General features: G+C 56.0%; 16 protein-coding genes and 1 pseudogene. 4 read left to right on the plus strand and 13 right to left on the minus strand.

What is annotated here, in order from left to right; all coding sequences use genetic code 11:
• Nucleotides 1-132 precede the first annotated feature (132 nt).
• From BLQ59_RS06510 to BLQ59_RS06520, 3 genes are all read left to right on the plus strand, one after another.
• Nucleotides 133-1,092: a bile acid:sodium symporter family protein gene (locus BLQ59_RS06510; RefSeq protein WP_074572077.1), complete on the plus strand. Its 960-nt coding sequence runs from the start codon at nucleotides 133-135 to the stop codon at nucleotides 1,090-1,092.
• 110 nt (nucleotides 1,093-1,202) lie between these two features.
• The gene (locus BLQ59_RS06515; RefSeq protein WP_074572078.1) at nucleotides 1,203-2,051 is read left to right on the plus strand and encodes a 4Fe-4S binding protein; all 849 of its coding nucleotides are present in this window, start codon (nucleotides 1,203-1,205) and stop codon (nucleotides 2,049-2,051) included.
• 22 nt (nucleotides 2,052-2,073) lie between these two features.
• Nucleotides 2,074-4,071 carry a molybdopterin-dependent oxidoreductase gene (locus tag BLQ59_RS06520; RefSeq protein WP_074572079.1) on the plus strand — a complete coding sequence of 666 codons (1,998 nt, stop codon included), beginning with the start codon at nucleotides 2,074-2,076 and terminating at the stop codon, nucleotides 4,069-4,071.
• A 30-nt stretch (nucleotides 4,072-4,101) separates the two neighbouring features.
• Here the strand turns inward: BLQ59_RS06520 and BLQ59_RS06525 are convergent, their stop codons facing one another.
• From BLQ59_RS06525 to rpmE, 10 genes are all read right to left on the minus strand, one after another.
• On the minus strand, nucleotides 4,102-5,439 hold the full coding sequence (locus tag BLQ59_RS06525) for an amino acid permease (protein ID WP_074572080.1): 1,338 nt from the start codon (nucleotides 5,437-5,439) through the stop codon (nucleotides 4,102-4,104).
• Nucleotides 5,440-5,615: 176 nt separating this feature from the next.
• Nucleotides 5,616-6,089: an SsrA-binding protein SmpB gene (gene smpB, locus BLQ59_RS06530; protein WP_074572081.1), complete on the minus strand. Its 474-nt coding sequence runs from the start codon at nucleotides 6,087-6,089 to the stop codon at nucleotides 5,616-5,618.
• Nucleotides 6,090-6,102: 13 nt separating this feature from the next.
• Nucleotides 6,103-8,847, minus strand: a complete 2,745-nt coding sequence (rnr, locus tag BLQ59_RS06535; protein WP_074572082.1) for a ribonuclease R — start codon at nucleotides 8,845-8,847, stop codon at nucleotides 6,103-6,105.
• 31 nt (nucleotides 8,848-8,878) lie between these two features.
• Nucleotides 8,879-9,613 carry an alpha/beta hydrolase gene (locus tag BLQ59_RS06540; RefSeq protein ID WP_074572083.1) on the minus strand — a complete coding sequence of 245 codons (735 nt, stop codon included), beginning with the start codon at nucleotides 9,611-9,613 and terminating at the stop codon, nucleotides 8,879-8,881.
• Nucleotides 9,614-9,688: 75 nt separating this feature from the next.
• Complete coding sequence (gene secG / locus BLQ59_RS06545) at nucleotides 9,689-9,901, minus strand: preprotein translocase subunit SecG (protein ID WP_256324622.1); 213 nt, start codon at nucleotides 9,899-9,901, stop codon at nucleotides 9,689-9,691.
• A gap of 168 nt (nucleotides 9,902-10,069) precedes the next feature.
• Nucleotides 10,070-11,131, minus strand: a complete 1,062-nt coding sequence (locus BLQ59_RS06550) for an L-threonylcarbamoyladenylate synthase (RefSeq protein WP_074572085.1) — start codon at nucleotides 11,129-11,131, stop codon at nucleotides 10,070-10,072.
• 1 nt (nucleotide 11,132) lies between these two features.
• On the minus strand, nucleotides 11,133-12,008 hold the full coding sequence (gene prmC / locus BLQ59_RS06555) for a peptide chain release factor N(5)-glutamine methyltransferase (RefSeq protein WP_074572086.1): 876 nt from the start codon (nucleotides 12,006-12,008) through the stop codon (nucleotides 11,133-11,135).
• Entirely contained in the window at nucleotides 12,008-13,075 is a 1,068-nt protein-coding gene (prfA, locus tag BLQ59_RS06560; protein WP_074572087.1) for a peptide chain release factor 1, read from the minus strand. Before prfA ends, prmC begins: the two co-directional genes overlap by 1 nt.
• Nucleotides 13,076-13,091: 16 nt before the next feature.
• Complete coding sequence (locus BLQ59_RS06565) at nucleotides 13,092-14,045, minus strand: DUF1385 domain-containing protein (protein WP_074572088.1); 954 nt, start codon at nucleotides 14,043-14,045, stop codon at nucleotides 13,092-13,094.
• A gap of 66 nt (nucleotides 14,046-14,111) precedes the next feature.
• Nucleotides 14,112-14,312 carry a 50S ribosomal protein L31 gene (gene rpmE / locus BLQ59_RS06570; protein ID WP_014423491.1) on the minus strand — a complete coding sequence of 67 codons (201 nt, stop codon included), beginning with the start codon at nucleotides 14,310-14,312 and terminating at the stop codon, nucleotides 14,112-14,114.
• Nucleotides 14,313-14,598: 286 nt separating this feature from the next.
• Between rpmE and clpX the strand changes: the two genes are divergently transcribed.
• Nucleotides 14,599-15,876 (plus strand): ATP-dependent Clp protease ATP-binding subunit ClpX, encoded by a 1,278-nt coding sequence (clpX, locus tag BLQ59_RS06575; protein ID WP_074572089.1) that lies wholly within the window; start codon nucleotides 14,599-14,601, stop codon nucleotides 15,874-15,876.
• A gap of 780 nt (nucleotides 15,877-16,656) precedes the next feature.
• Here the strand turns inward: clpX and BLQ59_RS16360 are convergent.
• The 3 genes and pseudogenes from BLQ59_RS16360 to BLQ59_RS06590 all read right to left on the minus strand — a co-directional run.
• A pseudogene (locus tag BLQ59_RS16360) lies at nucleotides 16,657-17,370 on the minus strand (amino acid ABC transporter ATP-binding protein); the annotation flags it as partial.
• An 11-nt stretch (nucleotides 17,371-17,381) separates the two neighbouring features.
• On the minus strand, nucleotides 17,382-18,050 hold the full coding sequence (locus tag BLQ59_RS06585) for an ABC transporter permease subunit (RefSeq protein ID WP_074572090.1): 669 nt from the start codon (nucleotides 18,048-18,050) through the stop codon (nucleotides 17,382-17,384).
• Between the two features lie 116 nt (nucleotides 18,051-18,166).
• Nucleotides 18,167-19,330 carry an MFS transporter gene (locus BLQ59_RS06590; RefSeq protein WP_256324623.1) on the minus strand — a complete coding sequence of 388 codons (1,164 nt, stop codon included), beginning with the start codon at nucleotides 19,328-19,330 and terminating at the stop codon, nucleotides 18,167-18,169.
• Nucleotides 19,331-19,748 lie beyond the last annotated feature (418 nt).

Here is a 19,748-nt window from a genome sequence, read left to right on the forward strand (position 1 = left end):
CTTTACATCACCTATTTCAATGCTAGGTGTAAAAAATATTCCCTTATATAAATACAATCATCCATATTTACCTTGACTTTTCTGCTTTACAACTGTAATATTGTAAACATCATAAAGGAAAGGATTGGTCTTATGCATTATCTGGAAAAACTAAGTGCTTTCATCTCCAAGTATATGGCGGTATTCGTTATCGCCATCGCCGCCATCGCCCTTATTGAGCCTGTAAGCTTCAAATGGGTGGCGCCGAATATCACCCTGCTCCTGGGCATCGTGATGTTCGGCATGGGCATGACACTCAAGCTCTCGGACTTCAAACTGGTCTTCCAGCGTCCCCGCGATGTCTTCATCGGGGCGCTGGCGCAGTTCACCATCATGCCGCTGCTCGCCTATATCCTGGCCACGGCCTTCGGCCTGCCGCCGGAACTGGCTGCCGGTGTCATCCTCGTGGGCACCTGCCCCGGCGGTACCTCCTCCAACGTTATGACCTACCTGGCCCGCGGGGATGTGGCTTTGTCGGTATCCATGACGATGACCACGACGATCCTGGCACCGATTGTCACACCGCTGCTGACCTGGTGGCTGGCCGGCGCCTGGGTGGAGATTTCTCTAGCGGCCATGATGATGTCCATCGTGCAGGTCGTAATCCTGCCGATTGTCGCAGGGATCATCATCAATTCATTCTTTGAGACGCAGGTGCAGAAGGTCGTCAAAGTCCTGCCGCTCGTTTCCGTAACCGCCATCGTGCTGATTGTGGGCGGCGTAGTAGCCGTAAGCTCCCAGAAGATCATGGAAACAGGCCTCCTGATCATGGCTGTCGTCATGTGCCATAACCTCTTGGGCTACGGCACGGGCTTCCTGCTCGCCAAGGCCCTGCATATGGACCTGGCCAAGGCCAAAGCCATCTCCATCGAGGTCGGCATGCAGAACTCAGGGCTTGCTACGAGCCTTGCCATGCTCCACTTCGGCCCTGCCGCCGCCATTCCCGGTGCCATCTTCAGCGTCTGGCACAATATATCGGGGTCACTTGCAGCCAACTACCTGTCCAGCCGCATGAACAAGGAAGAACTGCCGGAAGTACAGACCGCAAAGTAATATCATGTCTATCGATAAGTCTGGTCATATGGCCAGGCTTATTTTATTTGTCAAACCGTCATGGACAGCGGTATAATGTAGAAAACTATCTTTGAAAGGTGGCCCATTCCATGCCCCAGCGCCATATCGACCTCAATCGCTGTCTGTTCCACTACACCAATATCAGTTGCAGCCGCTGTCAGGACATCTGCCCGCAACAAGCCATCACGAACCGGGAAATCGATGCGGAAAAATGCGATAACTGCGGCCTCTGTACAGCCATCTGTCCCACCGGCGCCATCCAAAGCGACTCAGACTATGATGCCGCCCTGACCGCCACGCAGAAGCTCACGCCGCAGGTGCTTATGTGCCGGAAGGTATCACCCGCCGGCATGCCCTGCCTCGGCGCCCTGAACCGACGCCTGCTCTGGGCTCTGGCCGAAAATCAGCCGCTGTCCATCGACACGAGCCGCTGCGCCGCCTGCAATCCCGCGGTTGCTAAGTGGCTGGACACGGAAATCGCCGCCTGCAATGAAGCCCTGCAGGCGGCAGGCAAACCACTGTTGAAGCTCGTTCACGTGAAGGAAACTGCGCCCGCGCCAACCCCCGTGGCCCGCCGTTCCTTTTTCCGCTCCCTGTTTCATGCTGCCGCCGATACCGCCACGGAGATTGCCGAGGCACAGACGCAGCGGCAGTACGCCTTTGATCCGGTAATCTGGCTGGAAAAACAGGCCGCCTCCCCCTGTGCATTGTTTCCCGGAATGACCGTGCAGGCTTCCTGCACCGCCTGCGGCCTCTGCACCATGCTCTGCCCGGAAAAAGCACTGGCCATCTGCAATACAGAAACAGGCAAGGCGCTGACATTCAATCCCGTAAAATGCACGGCCTGCGGGCTTTGCATCAATAACTGCCCCCAGACCGCCCTAAGATTACAGCCCCTATTTGACGGGCAGATGCAATTCTCCCTGCAAAAGGGCTGACAAAAAAAGGAAAGGAGTCCCCATGTTCTTCCACGACGATTACCAGGTCACCCGCCATATCTGCCCCCGCAACTGCTATGACTCCTGCCCCATGCTGGCCTATACCCGTGGCGGAAAGATCGAATTCATCACCGGCGACAAAAAAGCCGGCGCCTCCGGCCGCCTTTGCAACAAGAAGGAAGAAATCCTGGGCACAGTCTACCATCCCCGCCGCCTGCTCTACCCTCAGCGCCAGCTGGGACGTGGTTCCGGTCACTGGCAGCGGATTTCCTGGCATGAAGCCATCGATACCATTGCCCACAAGATCCTGGAGCTGAAGGAACACTATCATTCCACGCTGCCCCTGTGTCTCAACAAGTATTCCGGCAATTTCGGCCTGCTCCACTACGCCGCCGAAGGGATGTTCAACAGCCTTGGCCCTACCACGCAGACCACCGGTACCCCCTGTTTTTCCTCGGGGCTGGATGCCCAGCGGCTGGATTTTGGCGCCAATGTCGCCGCCGATATCCGCCAGATGCTGGAAGCGAAGCTGATCATCCTCTGGGGCATCAATCCGGCCTGGACCTCCGTCCATACCATGCCCATCATCTATGCGGCCCAGGAGCGCGGAGCCAAGGTCGTGGTAATCGATCCGGTCTACACGGAAACCGCCCACAAGGCCGACTACTATATCGAACTGCGCCCCGGCGGGGATGCCGCCCTGGCCGTCCTGCTGCTGCAAAAACTGGCCCAGGACGGAAAACTGACCTACAATCCCGACCAAACCACGGGCGCCGCTGAACTGATTGCCTCCGCCCGGCAGATGCCCACAGCCCCCTTGCTGAAGGATGCAGGGCAGACAGCTGAAACCGTCGCTTTCCTGGCGGATCTGCTGGCCGAAAACCATCCCACGCATATCTGGTGCGGCTTTGGCCTGCAGCGCCACGTTCAGAGCGGACTGACCATCCGCCTGATCGATGCCCTCTCCCTGCTCACCGGCAATGTCGGCATCCCGGGCGGCGGCGTGAACTTTGCCGACAAGGGCATGGATATTTTCCCCTACCGTATCATGCAAAAGCGCCAGGATACCCGATTTGTCAATATCAATTACTTTGCCCGCAGCCTGAAAACGCTGGACGATCCGCCCATCAGATTCCTCTGGGTGTCCTGCCGCGATCCGCTGCGTCAGGACGTGGGGCTGATGGAATTGATGCAGTTCTGGCCGCAGCTGGAAATGGTAGTCGTGGCCGATAAATTCATGACGCACTCAGCCCAATTGGCCGACATCGTCCTGCCGGTCACCACCGAATTTGAAGAACTGGATGTTTACGGCAGTTACTTCCGCCATTGGGTGGGACTGAACGAACCTGCCGTTCCCCCGCAGGGTGAAGCCAAAAGCGACCTGGAGATTGCCCGCCTGCTGACGCGCCGTCTCAATGAGCTGGCACCTGGCACCAGCAATTTTCCCTGCCACCACAGTAATGAAGAATTTCTCACCGCCGAATTCACGCCCGAAGTCTGTCAGGCTCTGCATATCGAAAAATGGCAGGACCTCTATCAAGGCCCTGCCCGCTTCCGCCATCATCCCTATCCCTGGCAGGATGGCCGCTTTGCCAATCCGGACGGGAAGTTCCACTGCTGTACATTGCCGGCTGATTTTCCCCAGCTGCTGCCCACCCAGAAATATCCGTTCCACTTCCTGACGCCCCATGCCCAGGACCATATCAACGGCCAAAACTATCATAAGCACCATATCATGCCGGAATATCCCATCGTCTATATCCATCCTGACGTGGGGAAAAAACTCCAGCTGCAGGACCTGCATCCTGCCGTCGTCTGGAACGAACAGGGGCAGATCACCGTCAGCGTCAAATTCCGCACGGACCTTGCCCCGGACATCATCCTGAGCCTGCAGGGCGCCAGCCAAAAAGGCGGTCTCAACGTGCTGAATTCCGGCCTGCCAACCGACCTGGGCACGCTCACCACCGACGCCTCCGGCGTGGCCTTCTACGATGTCTTCGTCAATATCGCCCCGAAATAAAGAATGACCAGTCAAACGACTGGTCATTCTTTATTTATTCTGATACTTATAGCCCACCCACAGGCACAAGAGCCATACCGGCAGGATGTAGACCGCCAGGTCCATGCCCTCGATCTGCGTCATCAGGCCCCAGATGGCCAGCAGGAAGGCGATGCAGAGGTAGTTGACGAACGGGTAAAGCGGTGATTTGAATTTCGTGTCCTTGCCTGCCGCCTTGCAATGGGCGCGGAATTTCAGATGGGTGATGACGATGGTCAGCCAGCTGATCGTCGCCGCAATGGTGGCGATGGACATCAGGAACATGAAGATCTTCCCGGGGAAGAAGTAGTTGAGCGCCACGCAGATCAGCGTGATGCCCGAAGACAATAGGATGCCCCGCACCGGCACGCCACGGCCGGAGAGCTTGCTCAGGAACGCGGGCGCCTCATCCTTGGCCGCCAGACCATAGAGCATGCGGCTGTTGCTGTAGATGGCGGAATTGTAGACCGACACCGCCGCCGTGAGCACGACAAAGTTCAGGATATGGGCTGCGGCAGGAATGCCCACACTCATAAAGATCTGCACAAAGGGGCTGGCCTCCATGCCCACTTCATTCCAGGGCCAGAGGGCCATGAGCACGGCCATGGTGCCCACATAGAAGATCAGGATGCGCCAGATTACCTGATTGATGGCCTGCGGGATGGTCTTGTCCGGATTTTCTGCCTCGCCCGCCGTAATGCCGATCAGCTCGATGCCGCCGAACGAGAACATGACCACCGCGATGGACAGTGCCAAGCCCCAGACGCCATTGGGCAGGAAACCGCCATTATTCCAGAGATTGCTGAGATTATCCGGGAACGGCTGGGGACTGCCCAACAAAATATACAAGCCCAGCACAATCATCAGCACGATGGCCGTAATCTTGATCAGCGCCATCCAGAATTCCGTTTCCCCATAAAGCCGCACATTGATAAGGTTCAAAGCGGTAATGGCCACGAGACAGATCAGCGCCGCAATCCACTGCGGCAGATCCGGGAACCAGAACTGCATATAGATGCCCACAGCGGTCAGCTCGGCCATCGACACCAGCACATAGTTGAACCAATAATTCCAGCCGGACATGAAGCCCGGGAATCTTCCCCAGTATTTCGTCGCATAATGGCTGAAGGAACCGGATACCGGCTCATCCACCGCCATCTCCCCGAGCATCCGCATGATGAAGAAGATCATGATGCCGCCAATCAGATAAGCCAGCATGACCGCCGGCCCCGCCAACGCGATAGTGGATGCTGAACCATAGAAAAGCCCGGTGCCAATCGCCCCACCCAAGGCAATCATCTGCAAATGACGGTTCTTCAGCCCCCGCTTCAATTTCCTGTTTTCACTCATAAGAATAGTCCCCTTCTAAAATAAAACTTCGTGCGAAACAGTGTTTCGCACTGCGCCCTTACACGAAATCTAAGCGACTCTGCGCCTTGCAGGCTTGACTCGCAAAGATTTCATAGCAAAAGTACCTGCCTATTATATCATCATTGGCAGGTACTTTACAATATTACAGTTTTACATCAATAACGCTGTCTGTCTTTGAGCGCCCGTTCCACTTCGCGCTTGGCGGCTTTCTCGTGGAGATCCTGCCGCTTGTCGTAGTTGTGCTTACCGGAAGCCAGCGCCAATTCCAGCTTGGCCTTGCCGTTCTTGAAATAGATCTTGAGCGGTACGAGGGTAAAGCCCTTCTCGCGCGTCTTGGCAAAGAGCTTGACAATCTCGCTCTTGTGCATCAAAAGCTTGCGTGCTCTCAGCGGATCGTGGTTAAAGATATTGCCCTGGTCATAGGGAGAAACATGCATGTTCTCAACAAAGATCTCCCCGTCTTTGATCATGGCATAGCTGTCCTTGAGGTTGGCCTTGCCGGCACGCAGGGATTTGACCTCCGTGCCCACGAGGGCAAGACCTGTTTCGTATGTCTCATGGATAAAGTAGTCATGACGTGCCTTGCGGTTTTCACAGACCACCTTCATGCCGATATTTTTCTTGCCCATTCACTCACCTCGATTATTTGCTGTTACCCGTACCGCCTTCGGTCTTGCGGTGCGGACGCGGACGGCGCTTGCCCTTGGACTTCTGCGCTTTTTCCTTTTCCGCCTTGGCAGCTGCAGCGGCCATTTCCCGCTCCTTCTTCTCATGGTATCCCGGCGGATCAGGCCAGATGGCGCTGTTGAGGCCGGTCACATAGACGCGATGGTAGCCCACCTCTTTGTCGCTGCGGCGTTCCTCACGGTTGCGGCGGCCTTCACTTCTGTCACCGCGGAAGGAGCCGGCGCCCATGCGGCTTTCCTTATCGGCACGCTCAGCCTTGCCCGGACGGCGGCCTTTATCATTGCGGCTCTTGCGCTCCTGGGGCTGGCGCTTTTCCTGATTCTCGTTCTGAGGCAGCTTCTCGCCGGAAGCACCGCGCTTCTTATGCTGGCGGCGCTTCTTGTGCTGGCTGCGCTCCTGCTGCTCTTTCTGCTGGCTTTCTTCTTCCGTCAGCATGGGTTCGGCAATCAGCTCATCTTCGAGCAGCGGTTTATTCTGCTTCTTGGGGCGGGAAGCCTTGGGCTTTCTTTCCCCTTTGCCCTTGCGGCTGTCCTTCTTCGCAGCCGGCTGTTCCGGCACATACTGGCCGTTGTCTTTCAACACAAAATCCAAATTCCGTTCCTCCACATTGGCCCGCGCGAGGATTACCTCGACCTCATCGCCCAGGCGGTATTTCGTCCGGGTGCGCTCACCAATCATTGCATATTGTTCTTCCACATATTCGTAATAGTCATTGGTCATGGTGGAAACATGAACCAGACCTTCCACGCCGTTATCGAGCTCGACGAAGATGCCGAAAGCGGTCACGCCGCTGATGACGCCCGTGAACTCCTCACCCACGAACTGCGCCATATACTCGATTTTCTTCATATCCGTGGTCTCGCGCTCGGCTTCGATGGCCACGCGCTCCCGCTGGGAAGTATGGTCGGCAATCTCCGGCAGCATACTCTTGAGTTTGGCCTGACGCTCAGCGGGGATGCTGCCCGTCGCAAAGGTTTCCCGCAGCAGGCGATGGACAATCAGGTCCGGATAGCGGCGAATCGGCGACGTGAAGTGCGTGTAATAGCGCGCGGCCAGACCGAAGTGGCCCAGGCTCAGCTCACTGTAGCGGGCCTGCTGCATGGAGCGCAGCGACACCGTGCTGATGATGCGTTCCTCCGGGCGGCCCTCGACTTTTTCGAGCACCTTCTGCACATCCATGGGCTGGATCTGCCCGGCCTCATCCCGCTTGACATAAAGACCGAACGCAGCCAGCAGGTTGTTGAGCCGTTCGATCTTCTCCTCGGACGGCTGCTCATGGACACGGTACATGAAGGGCAGGTTCTTGAGGTCCATATGGCGGGCCACGGTCTCATTGGCCGCGAGCATGCATTCCTCGATGATCGACTCGGCAAGGCTGCCTTCCCGCTTGATCAGCGCGACAGGATGGCCATTTTCATCGAGCTTGACCTTGACTTCCGGCAAATCGAAGTCGATGGAGCCGCGACGATGGCGCTTGGCCTTGAGTACCCCGCGCAATTCGGCCAGTGTTTCGAGCATCGAGAGGATATCGTGGTTATCCGACAGGAAAGGCTCAACCTTATCCACCAGGACCTTGTTGACGATATTGTAGGTCAGGCGGCGGTAAACATGGATAACCGTCGGCAGGATCTCGTAGCTCGTGACCTCACCCTCGGGGGAAATCTGCATCTCGCAGGCCATGGACAGGCGGTCAACGCCGGCATTGAGGCTGCAGATGCCGTTGGACAGTTCCTTCGGCAGCATGGGAATCACGCGGTCAACGAGATAGACACTCGTGCCGCGGGCATAAGCCTCACGGTCAAGGGGCATGTTCTCCCGCACATAATGGCTGACATCGGCGATATAGACGCCGAGGAAATAGGAACCATCCGGGTTCTTGCGGGCAAAGACGCCATCGTCCAAATCCTTGGAATCTTCCCCGTCCACGGTCACGATGGGCAGGTCACGGCGATCAGCGCGGCCCCGGTATTCCTCAGGCGCCGGCTCCTGTTCGACATGATCCGCTTCAGCCTGCACATCCTCAGGAAAGCTTTCGGAAAGCTCATACTGGCGCATCACCGAGAGCACATCCACGCCGGGATCGCCCACTTTGCCCAGCACTTCAATGACCTCGCCTTCCGCACTGCGGCGGCCGCTGGGCCATTTCGTGATCTTTACGACCACCTTGCTGCCGGTCTTGGCCCCCTTGAAGAACTTCTTGGCCACGAAGATATCCTGCGTGAGCTTCGTGCTGTCCGGCGTCACAAAACCAAAGGTCTTGCTGCGCTCGAAGGTGCCGACGATCTTTTCATTGGCATGTTCCAGGATGCGGATGATCTCGCCCTCACGGGAACGACCTTCCTCCTGCGCAGGCGCAACCCGGGCCACGATGCGGTCCCCATGCATGGCCGAACCTACGGCATTGGCCGGAATGAAGACGTCCGTCTCCTCCTCCGACTCCCGCACATCGGGAATCAGGAAGCCAAAGCCCTTGGCCGTCATCGACAGACGGCCTACGGCCAGATGCATACGGCTGGGGACACCGTATAATTCACTGCGGTTCTTGATGATGGCGCCTTCGGCCTCCAATTCATCTAATGCCTCTTCAAAGTCCACCAGTTCTTCGTCCGTTAATCCCATTTCTTCGCCTAAATCCTCAGCGGCTAGTGGTTTATAGGCAGCTTCCCGCATATAGGCGAGGATTCTTTCTTTTAAGTCCATTTCTTCTCCTTACATTTTTCGATTCTCCTGCTTACGATTGCAGGAAGGCCGCAGCCTCTTCAAAAACTCTCTCTCTTTCGCCGGCCAACGGCAGCAGGTGCCCGGATTCCTCCAGCCAGACGATTCGCGCTGTCCCTTGCACATGGGACAAGATATAATCTGCACTGACCGGCGCTGCCGTATGGTCATCCCGGCTGTGCATGATCAGCGTCGGTGCCTTCACTTCCTCGATTGCACCCTTGGTCTTTTCGATAACCTCCACGAGCTCATGGATGGAAATCAGCGGCATCTTGCGGTAGGTACAGTTGACGGCGGGAGGTACGTCTTTGAGACGGCGGCGAGCCTTGGGCACGAAACCTCCGTAACAGGCCTCCCGGGGAGGCAGGGCATCAATGCCCCGCTCGTCAGCGATAAAGATGGGCGCAGCCAATGACACCACATGGGAAACGACTTCCTCCGTGGAGAGCAGCAGGGCAAAGAGCCCGCCCATCGAGTGCCCAATCACGGAGATATCCTCGCAGAAACCGGACAGCACGGCATAGCCATCCCGCACGGAGTCCATCCAGTCCTCCCAGGTCATATGGCTCATATCCTCAACCGTCGTCCCATGACCGGCCAGCCGCACGCCGAGCACCGTAAAGCCCGCCTTGTTCAGATGCTCACCGAGCAGCAGAAGTTCTGCCGGCAGCCCTGTAAAGCCATGAATCAGGAGCACCCCTTTGGGCCCACCGGGCATAAAAAAAGGCTCCGCTCCCGGTAATATCATTTCCGCACCCCCATAATACCGAAAATTCCTAAATTTAAAAATTCCCTGCTCCATCGAGAACAGGGATGTCGCTTATTAGCTTGTCATTTTGGCAATCACGATGGTGATTGCGGCGAACAAGACAGCCAGCACCACTGTCACGCGTGCGAGCAATGCGTCCATGCCGCGGGCCTTGCCGGAGAAAACGGTGTCCGCACCGCCACCCATGCCGCCCATACCGGCAGATTTTGCTTCCTGTCCCAGTACTGCTGCGATGAGGGCGATTGCCACCAGCGCATCAATTATCATCAAAACGGTAAGCATTAGATAAGCCTCCCTTTTATTACAGTCTCCAATTCATAGTAACACAATTACAAGCGCTTGCGCAAGCTTTTTTCCTGCTATTTTCCCCTAAGAAGTTTACATACATACCTTGGCCAAAAAGCAAGTACCGCTGGCCTATACGCACTGACAATCTCAAGCTTGTATGCTGCGGAACCCGCTGGCCTTATGCAGGCGGTTCATAATGGCGAGCCCCAGTCCTTCCGAGGTAGTCCCCTCGCCGAGCAGTACATCGGCATCTTTTTCATCAAAGGAGCGCAATGCCTCATAGATATTAGCTGCAATAGCCGGCAGTTTCCCCTGCGGACCGTAATCGGCCATCATGTCTGCGGGAACTAAGTCCTTGAGTTCCGCCAGCACCTCATGGCTGGCCATCACGCCCACCTTATGCCCTTCGCTCTGCAGCCGTGCAACTTCGCGCCGGAAGCCCCGTGCCATGCGCGTGGGCATGCCCTCAAGCAGCGTCAAGGGAGCCTTGGGCGCATAATGGGTGTATTTCATGCCCGGTGCCTTGGGCACGCTGTCGGCGCCCACCAACGCCGGATCAATGACCACAGAACCCTCGCCGAGCACTTCTTCGAGCATTTCCTTGGTGATTGCCCCCGGGCGCAGGATAACGGTCTGCTCGCCCGTGGCATCGACAATCGTGGACTCTACGCCGAAATCACAGGCGCCGCCGTCGAGGATCATCGGGATCTTGCCCTCCATATCCACGAGCACGGATTCTGCCGTCGTGGGGCTCGGCCGCCCCGAGATATTGGCTGACGGCGCCGCAATGGGCACGCCGGCGGCCGCTATGAGCGCCCTTGCCACATCGTGCTCCGGCATCCGGACGCCCACCGTAGAAAGACCGCCGGTAATCTGCTCCGGTACAATGCTTTTCCGGGGCAGGATCAGGGTAATCGGGCCGGGGCAAAAAGCTGCCAGCAGTTTTTCCGCCTTTTCCGGAATCTTTGCCGCCACCTGGTCAATCATCGAGCGGTTGGCCACATGCAGGATCAAAGGATTGTCCGACGGGCGCCCCTTGGCCTGATAGATTTTCCGGCAGGCTTCGGCGTCCAGCCCGTTGGCCCCGAGTCCGTAGACCGTTTCCGTGGGGAAGGCCACCACATCACCATGACGGATAAGCTCTCCGGCAAAATGGAGAGCTTCTTTGCTTGCTGTGATATTATCGATTTTTATACATCTTGTCTGCATCTTATGCCTCTTTCCAAGCCACGACTACCCGCTCAATGCCCGCGTAGTCCTTCAGGATTTCCGTGCGGCAGATCAGCGGATTTTCCTCGGCCAGTCTTGCGACATCGCCAGCCTGGTCAATGCCCACTTCAAAGGCCATGAAGCCGCCCGCCGCCAGCATCGCCGGCGCCTCACTGCACAACCTGCGGTAGAAATCCAGCCCGTCCTCGCCGCCATCGAGCGCCGTATGCGGTTCGCTATTGCGCACATCCGCCGCGAGTCCTTCGATATCCTTGGCCGGGATATAGGGCGGATTGGAAAGGATGGCCGTATAGGTCTGCCCTGCCAAAGGCGCAAGCAGATCGCCCGTAAAGAAGTTGGCCCGTTCCTTAAGGCCGAAGCTTTCCGCATTTTCTTCGGCCACCGCCCGGGCTGCCGGGGAGATATCCACGGTGTCCAGCACGGCATCTTTGACAAAATTCAGCACACTGAGCCCCACGGCCCCCGTGCCCGTACCGATATCGGCAATGCGGGGATTTGACCTGCCCAGCTGCCGCAGGCGGTCAACACCTGCCTGCACGAGGATTTCCGTATCGGGACGGGGAACGAGCGTTGCCTCCGTCACCTTGAAGGTCAGGCCCATGAATTCCTTTTCGCCTAAGATATAGGCGACCGGCACATGCGCGATGCGCTTTTTTATCATCTCGCGGAAGGCCGCTAGTTCTGCCGCCTGCAAGGGTTCATCAAAATGCACATAGAGATAGATGCGCTGTTTCTGGAGGACATGGCTCAACAAGACCTCCGCATCGAGGCGCGGATTCTCGATGCCCTTCTGCGCGAAGTAATCCTCCGTCCATTTGAGGATGCGGCCGATTGTCCAAACTTCATTTCCTGCCATTATTTCACCTGTTTCAGCCGTTCCGCCTGGTCAGCGGTAATCAGCGCATTCAAGATTTCATCGAGGTCACCCGCGAGGATCGCGTCGATGCGATGGAGCGTCAAGCCGATGCGGTGGTCGGTCACACGCCCCTGCGGGAAGTTGTAGGTACGGATGCGCTCACTGCGATCACCGCTGCCCACCTGGTTCTTGCGGTCCGCCGAAATGCTATCCATCTGCTCCTGCTGAGCCTTGTCGAGCAGACGCGCCCGCAGCACCTTCATGGCCTTGTCCTTGTTCTTGAGCTGGGAGCGCTCATCCTGACACTGCACCACGATGCCTGTCGGGATATGGGTGATGCGGATGGCACTTTCCGTACGGTTGACGTGCTGGCCGCCCGCACCGGACGCACAGTAAAGGTCGATATGCAAATCCTTGGGATCGATATCCACGTCCACATCTTCGGCCTCAGGCAACACCGCCACCGTCACCGCCGAGGTATGGATGCGCCCGCCGGATTCCGTGGCCGGCACGCGCTGCACGCGGTGCGTGCCGCTCTCATATTTGAGCTTGCTGTAAGCGCCGAAGCCCGTGACCATGAAGGAGATTTCCTTATAGCCGCCCAGCTCCGTGGGGTTCGCGTCGATGATTTCCATCTTCCAGCCCTGCTTCTCCACATAGCGGCCATACATGCGGAAGAGGTCACCCGCAAAGAGCGCCGCCTCTTCGCCGCCCACGCCGCCGCGAATTTCCACGATGACGTTCTTGTCATCATTGGGATCTTTGGGCAAGAGCAGGATTGGCAGCTCGGCATCGAGCTCCTCCTTCTGCGCCTTCAATTCGGAGAGTTCCTCTTCCACGAACTTGCGCATCTCATCATCGAGGGCTTCTGCGAACATGGCCCTGGCCTCTTCGATTCCCTTGATGACTTCCTTGTACTCGCGGAATTTTTCCACGATTGGCGTAAGGCTGGCATGTTCCTTGCTGTATTTCTGCCAGCGGCTCATATCCGCAATCACATCCGGATCGCTGATCAGCGATTCCAATTCTAAGAATTTATCCTCAACGGCTTGGAGTTTTTCCAGCACTGATTTCACCTCGAATTTATTCCGTAACCGCAGCCGCCACGGGAGCACTCTCCACTGGGGCCGCTTCCTCATTTGCTTTCTTGATATAATCCGGCGTGCCCTCGACAATCTCCTCTTCCGGCAGCACCGCCTTCAGGGATTCGATGGCCACTTCCACCATCTCATCCTCAGGCGGACGGGTGGTCAGGTACTGCAGCCAGAGCCCCGGCTTGATGGCCGTCTGAATGATGCTGTTGTCACTGCGCCCCGCCAGACGAATGATCTCATAAGAAATCCCTGCCACCACCGGCAGCAGCAGGATGCGGCTCGCAATACGCTCCAGCAGGCTCGGCCAGCCCAGGAACGCGAACACGAAGATGGACACGAGCATCACGATCAGCAGGAAGTTCGTGCCACAGCGCGGATGCAGTCGCGGGAACTTCTGCACATTCTCCACGGTCAGCGGCAGGCCGGCCTCATAGCAGAAAATCGTCTTGTGCTCTGCACCATGATACATGAAAACCCGCCGGATGTCCTTCATCTGGGAGATACCCCAGATATACAGCAGGAAGATCACCAGCCGCAGGCCGCCTTCCAGCAGGTTCAGCACCATCGGATCTTCCGTGGCGCTGTGCAGCCATTTCGCACCGAACGTCGGAATGGCAATGAAGAGGACGCTGGCGAGTGCCAGCGCAAAGACAATCGTGCCCGCCATTTCCTTGTCGGAGAGCTGCTCGTCCTCCTCACCGGCCATCTTGGCCGAATAGGACAGGGATCTCATGCCGATTGTCAGGGATTCGATAAGCGACACCGTGCCCCGCAAAAAAGGCTTTTTCAAGATCGGAAATCTATCGCTAATGGAATTTACGGGCTTGGTCTCTACCTGGATCTTCCCCTGCGGATCACGCACCGCGGTAGCCGTAAGCTTCGGCCCCCGCATCATAACCCCTTCGATAACGGCCTGACCGCCAACCATCAATTTCTTACTCATAATTTTTCCTCAACTATACAAAATAAAGCAGAGCCATAAATGTGCTCTGCTTTACCATAACGTTTCTTACTTCTTGGCGTAACGCTTGTTGAACTTTTCGATACGACCGCCTGCCTGTACGTCACGCTGACGACCCGTGAAGAACGGATGGCACTTGGAGCAAACATCGACGCGCAGTTCTTTCTGCGTGGAACCCGTGGTGAACGTGTTGCCGCAACCGCAGGTTACCGTAGCTTCGAAATATTCCGGATGAATACCCTGTTTCATTATTTACACCTCGCTTTCACCCCAACGAAACTGGGAATTGATACAAGCAAGCTATGCGCGAGCTTGGTTTAGACCTAGCTTACCTCTTGGGGCAAAGCCAGTCAAATTTTGACTTGGAACCAGACGTCAGTACGTCCAGTACCCGAATATTATAGCACGGCAATCCCCGCTATGCAAGGAAAGAAACAAAAATTTGCTTGAAAAATTTTCCTTCCTATATGATAATGGTAGTATCTGTCGGAAATAACACAAAGAATTTTTGATATAGAAAGGAACAAACACGACCATGGCCAATCAAGTAGTACAACATCAGTGCAGTTTCTGCAAACGGACCATCAACGTCCGCAGCCAGTATGATCTGCCCATCTACGATCCGTCTACCGGCTTTGCCATCTGCGCCAACTGCATCCGGGAAATCAACCACTTCCTCGATGACCATGCAGCAGCTGCAGCCCAGGATGAAAAACAGGTCTTTGCCGGGGAACTCGACGACATCCTCAAGAAAAACAAGCCCCACATCATCAAGCAGTACCTCGATGAATACATCATCAACCAGGACCGCGCCAAGAAAATCCTCTCGGTCGCCGTCTACAACCACTACAAACGCATGAAATACGGCTATCAGAATGACGACGGCACAGAAATCGAAAAATCCAACGTCATCATGCTCGGCCCCTCCGGCTGCGGCAAGACGGCGCTGCTGTCGCATCTGTCCAAACTGCTCGATATCCCCTTTGCTGTAACGGACGCTTCGAGCCTTACGGAAGCCGGTTTCGTGGGTGCCGATGTAGAAGTGGCCGTGCGCAACCTCTACTATGCCGCGGACAAGGACGTGGAAAAAGCCGAACACGGCATCATCTACCTCGATGAGTTCGACAAGATTGCCCGCAAATCCGGTGCCAACAACTCCATCACCGCTGATCCGGGCCATGAAGGCGTGCAGCAGGCCCTCCTCAAGATGCTCGAAGGCAGCGTCGTGGAATTCACCTCCCGCGGCCAGCGCAAGCATCCCGAAGCCCCCACCATCAAAGTGGACACGAAGAACATCCTCTTCATCGTGGGCGGCGCCTTTGTCGGCATCGACGAAGTCATTGCCAAGCGCCTGTCCAAAGCCAGCACGATTGGCTTCGGCGCCGAGGTGCAGGGCAAGGACGACAAGCCCAAGTTCGACGAACTCATCCACAAAGTCCGTCCCGAGGACCTCATGCAGTACGGCATCATCCCCGAAATCATCGGCCGCCTGCCCGTAATCTGCACGCTCGAAACCCTCGATGAGGACGCCCTGCTGCGCATCCTCACCGAACCCAAGAACGCTCCGGTCAAACAGTATCAGAAACTGTTGGCCATGGATAACGTGGAACTCGAGTTCCAGGAAGACGCCTTACGCGCCGTGGCCCGCAAAGCCATCGAGCGCAAGACCGGCGCCCGTTCCCTCAAGGGCATCATCGAAGACATCATGCTCGATGTCATGTTCGATATCCCCAAATCCGACGAAGCCCGGAAAGTCATCATCAATAAGGACTGCATCGAAAAAGGCGCCAAGCCGGAAGTAGTAAAGAAATAAAGACAAAAATAGCAATAGTCATGGCAAAAAACATGGCTATTGCTATTTTTTCAGATACTATGTTATGCTCTTTTATGACTGCCGAACGGTGGCGGTAAAACTATGGCCCTGGGAAGGGGCGCTGAACCATGAGTAGATATGACTTTTATCTGATACTGATTTTAGTTCTTGCGCTTGTACTGACCATTAAGTCATAAGAAAAGCCGCCTTAAGATGTCCAGTCGGAAGGCGGCAAATCTCATTTGCTGTTAATCTGTAGGGATGACCGTCACCGGCAGCCTTTTGTTATGCTCATTATATCGTAATAACGCACAAAAATCAACCTTAACTGGCTCACCGGCTGCGGCATCTGCCGCAGCCTTTTTGTTTATCTTATTTCCGCTACAACGTGATTCGCACGCTGTTCTTCCTATGCTGATAATGGTATGCATAGTCTTTCGCTGCCTTCCGGACGATCGCCTCCCCGAGATTGTCCATATCTTCCCCGCCCTCCGTTGCAGCTTCTGCGAAGAAGTCAAACGGGACGCCGTCACAGACGAACTCCAGCTCGATATTGTCATTGGCCTGCGCATAAGTGATGGCCAGTTTCATATCCACCACATCGATTCCCGGATAGCTATGATCAAAGAAGCCATAAACCAGTTCTTCACAGCACAGCTGCAAGCGGTAGGCCCGCCTGCCCTCAATGCCATACTTCTCCGTAAAGGTGATGATCTCACCCTGCATATGCATCAGGTCAAATTCCGCCTTGCTATGGATCTCATAATCAAAAAACGTATGCTTATGAATGAACGCAATGGTCTTTTCCCGCCGCGGATAATCAAATATTTCCGCCGGCGTTCCCTGTTCATAGATGCCCTGATCGGCAAAGAACAGTACCCGGTCAGCAAAGTCACGGGCAAAATTCATTTCATGCGTGACAATCAGCATGGTCAGCTTTTTCTTGGCCAGCAGGCGAATGACGGCCAGCACCTCCCCCACCATGGTCGGGTCCAGCGCACTGGTCGGCTCATCCATCAGCAGCACCTTGGGATTCATCATGAGACAGCGGCAGATGGCAATACGCTGCTGCTGCCCGCCGGAAAGGCTGGCCGGCATGGCCGAGGCTTTCCCCGCCAGGCCCACGGTCTTCAACAGTTCCATGGCCTTTGCCTCGGCCTCCTGCCGTTTCATCCCCAAGACCTCCGTGGGGGCCATGCAGAGATTATCCATCACCGTGCAATGCGGGAACAGATGAAATTTTTGAAAGACCATGCCCATCCCCCGGCGGATGTTATCCACATCTGCACCAGGCGCCGTGATTTCCTGTCCATTTACCACCACGCTGCCGGCATCGGGGATTTCCAGCAGATTCAGGCAGCGCAGGAAAACACTTTTCCCGCAGCCGGAACCGCCAATGATGGCAATGCGCTCGCCTTCTTCCACCGTCAGATCCACCTGCCGCAGGACCTGCAGACTGCCAAAAGATTTGCTGAGCCCCTTCACTTCCAAAATGCCCATTTCCTTCACCTGCCTTTCTCACGCCATTCCCATAAAGCAAAGATGCCATACACACAATAGGATATGGCAATGTAAATCAGCATGCCGCCCGCCAGCGTAATCATTGGCTGCATCGTGCGGGAAGCCGTATTGTAGACCACCCGTGTCAGATCCGAGATCGTGATGTAGCCGACCACGCTGGTCCACTGGATCAGGTTCACGATTGTCGACTGATAGACCGGCCGGATGATGCGGATGATCTGCGGCAGAGTGACCAGCCGAAAGGCCTGCCAGCGCGAAAAGCCCAGCGTCCGGGCCGCCTCCACCAGCCCCGGATCTGTCGCCAGCAGCGCCGCCCGCAGAAGCTCCGCCACATGCGCCGCCGTATGCAGCGAAAAGGCAACGATGGCTACTGTCACGGCCTCCAGGCCGCTGCGCGCCAATAGACCATAAAACAGTAGCATCAACAGCATCAGCACAGGCGCTCCGCGGACTACGGCAATATAGCCCATTGCCAATATCCGCAGCACCTTCACCCGGCATAAACGGATAAAACAGAGCAACGCCCCCAGCAAAGTCCCCCAAAGAAGTGCCTGCAAGGAAATTTCTACCGTTGTCCACAGCCCTTTGCCCAAGGTCAGCCAGGCACCGTCCTTAATAAAAATCTGATGCACAGTCATCAACAGTTCATCCATAAGCCTTACCTCTTTGAAAAAACCCGAATGGCCAAGCCATTCGGGCAAAAACATCACCTTATGGGTAAGATTTCTCCATCCAAACAAAAATTCCTTCCTGTCGGCCCCAGAATACACTATTTTCGTGGCTCCGGCAGCAAGAACGTCGCCGCCGCACAGCAGATGGAAATCAGGAAGATCACCACCATCACCGCCGCAATGCCAAAGCTGTCCGCATACCAGCCCAAAGATGGCACGATGATTCCGCCCAGACTGAAGGACAGCCCCAGCGTGACGCCGGAAGCAAAGCCCAAACTCTTGGCCAGGTAACTCTGCCCCAGCACGACAAAGGCCGCATAGGGCCCCTGCATGGCAAAGCTCATGGGAATCAGCATGGCATAAACAGCCCAAATCTCCTGCGTGAAGACCACGACAGCCAGACAGGGCACCAACAGCAGCGCCCCATAACGCATGGTATTCACATAGCCCTTGCGGTCAGCCAGCCAGCCGCCTACCAGGGTTGCCAACACGCCCGCAATGGAGATGATGGAAAGCGTCGCACTACCCACGGCCGGACTTGCGCCAAGCACCTGAATACAGAACAACGGCAGGAACGCACTGATCGAGGTAAACAGCGTGGAACGGAACACGATCACCACGAACAACCGCGCAAAGGCCGGCCAGTCATTTTCCCGCGGCATGGCATCAGCCTTGGCCGTATTCCGAACCTTCGCCAGCTGCCGCCTGCTTTCCCGGGCAATGGCCGGCGAAGCCAGGAAGATCATGCCCGCAGTGAACAGGGAGGCAATCCCATAAAAGGCCGTGCCCTGCATCCCAAATGTCGTGACCAAAAACACCGCCAGCAGCGGCCCCAGACCGAAGCCGCCATTGCCGCCCACGCTGAAGATACTCATGCCCTGCCCCTTTTTCTCACCGGCAATCGCATTCACATTGCGGGCCGCCTCAGGATGGAAGATGGAACTGCCAATGCCCATCAGGGTAACCGCCGCAAAGATGCCCCAGTAATTGGTCACAAAACCGGTGCAGGCCAGCGACAGCCCAGCCATCAGCACGCCGAGCACCATAAACCACTGCCGCGAGCCCTTGTCCGCCAGCCAGCCGAAAAGCGGCTGGATAATCGAGGACAAAAAAGACGAGGCAAACATCAGCCCCGCCACAGACGTATAATCCATGCCGTACTCACTGACGAAAAACGGCAATAAGGCCGGCAGGGAACCACTATTGATGTCCACGCTCAAATGCCCGGCCGACAGCATATAGAGATATTTCTTATTCATCATGAAGATGCTCCTTCTGAAACTATTGTCTTCATTGTAGCAATTTTTTCCGCCCCAGGCAAATCATCCAACATTCCCACATATCTACTCATACAAATTGCAGTTTGTAGTTGCGTGCTTGAACGCAATTGGTTACAGATTTGTGGGGCGGAGGTGGGGATACTTCTTCGCCACTTCACTAAATGACCCGCCAGCAGTAGTGCGTACTATTTTAGTTACCTGCGCCGGGCAGGCCGGCGGCGCGTATGTTCATCTCAATTTTTAGCAACGTCTGTTTGCGGGCCAGCCTTCACTTCGTTCAGGCAGTCGTTCCGTCGGCGAATAAGCATCCCCGCCTCCACCCAAAGGTATATCTGTGTCAAATGGCTAAGTCTCGGCTGTAAGCCACAAGTACATCGATGTGCTTGTTACGGGAGAAGCG

Origin of the sequence: Pseudoselenomonas ruminantium (assembly GCF_900104055.1) — a bacterium.
GTDB lineage: Bacteria > Bacillota > Negativicutes > Selenomonadales > Selenomonadaceae > Selenomonas_A > Selenomonas_A ruminantium_C.